This window comes from Bacillus zhangzhouensis, assembly GCF_000715205.1.
Classification (GTDB): Bacteria; Bacillota; Bacilli; order Bacillales; family Bacillaceae; genus Bacillus; species Bacillus zhangzhouensis.
On sequence record NZ_JOTP01000059.1, the window covers coordinates 1 to 1,626 of the forward strand.

Sequence of the window (1,626 nt, forward strand, 5' to 3'; positions counted from 1 at the left end):
ACCATTGCAATCCATGCACTTTATTGGTGTCGCATCCAGTTTGGGGACACCTGGTGTACCACAATATCACCGAACCTATATAGGCACATAGTGACATCCGCATTATTAATAATGATTTTGAGGACACAATGGAGTATGCGGTGTCAGGCAACAAATGGGAAGATGTTCTGATAGAAGGGAACAGATTTAAACGTTGATTTCAGCGATATTCAGAATGCTGGTAAAAGGACTTCTTCATCAAGCCCGTATTACGGAATTATCTTGATGGATGGGGTCACCGATTCAGCAGTACGTTTCAACAAAGTGCGTGGGAAAAAATGCAGATACGCCATGTATTTCACTAGCAAGTGCTCACGGATTCAGCATTTCGGAAACAGGCTTAAAGGAGCTGGCGCAGAAGGTTCATTGCAAGACAACAGCGTTGATCCAATTAAATCAATAGAAAATGTAACATGAGAGAGGTGATAACAAATGATTCATAAGAACGGACCAATTGATTTTGATGTAAACGCATATACCAGTTCAAGTGTATCAACGAGCATAAATTTTTGGACACAGGATCGTCAGACAGCGCGGCTCATTTTCAAACTCACGAAAGATGGAGTACCACTGCCTTTAGCAGCTGTCACGGGAAAACTTGTATTAGTTATGTCAGATGGTAGCCGATTCATTCGAGACATAAACATTATTGACCGTGTGGAAGGTCAAGCGGAATACATCTTGTCTGATCAAGAGATCAAGCATTATGGAAACGTACAAGCCGAACTTAATTTGTACTATGCAAATGATCAATCTATGTCTGTGCATCAGTTTTCTTTCAATATATCTAAGTCGCTTATAGATCAAGATATTGTCCCAATAACAGAGTATTATGTAGATGAATTCGAGGCGTTGAGAACCAAAATTAACGAACTGTATGAGGAAACAATTCAAACAATTGACGAGTTGCGATCAAAATTTGAGGATTTAGAAAACATCGAAACAAAACAAGGCGCTCAGTCTAAAGCAGATGCAGCACTTGCATCAGCTGAAAAATATACGGATGAACATGCAGCAGACCAAAAAATTCACGTAACAGAACAGAAACAAAAAACTTGGGACGCAAAAGAGACAATTTCTGGCGCTCAAACTAAAGCGAATAAGGCTTTGACTGATGCAAAAGCATATGCAGATGAGCTGTCTAAAAAAGCACAGTTTTATAAATTGACGACAGATTCAGGATTTAGACAAGCAGTTCCAACAACGATTGGAGGTACTGATTTATTCGAGTTACCACCAGGTTTCTATTATGGGGCAGGACAATATTTCACTAATCTCCCGACTACAAATGATACATCTTGGTTTAATGTTGATGTATTTACGACAGGGATAAGGAAGAATTTTCATGTCATACGTAGTGCCGATAATACTCATTGGTTTGGAACAATTCATACAGATGGTTCATTTCGGGGGTGGAAACGTATTCTCACAGACGCTGATGCTGCTACGGCATGGAAGACGCCCTCCCTCTCTAAAGGTTGGAAGCAATATGTATCATCAGACGGCTTTCCGCACACGTTACGCTACACAAAAGATGCTTTTGGCGTGGTGGAAATCATTGGATCTATTACTGGTGGGGTGATAGGT

The 1,626-nt window shown here is 40.4% G+C and carries 1 protein-coding gene; it reads left to right on the forward strand.

All coding sequences use genetic code 11. The annotated features are described in order from the left end of the window. Positions 1-471 precede the first annotated feature (471 nt). Positions 472-1,626: phage baseplate upper protein (locus tag BA70_RS18660; protein WP_034325233.1), on the forward strand; the 1,155-nt coding region annotated here is incomplete at its 3' end.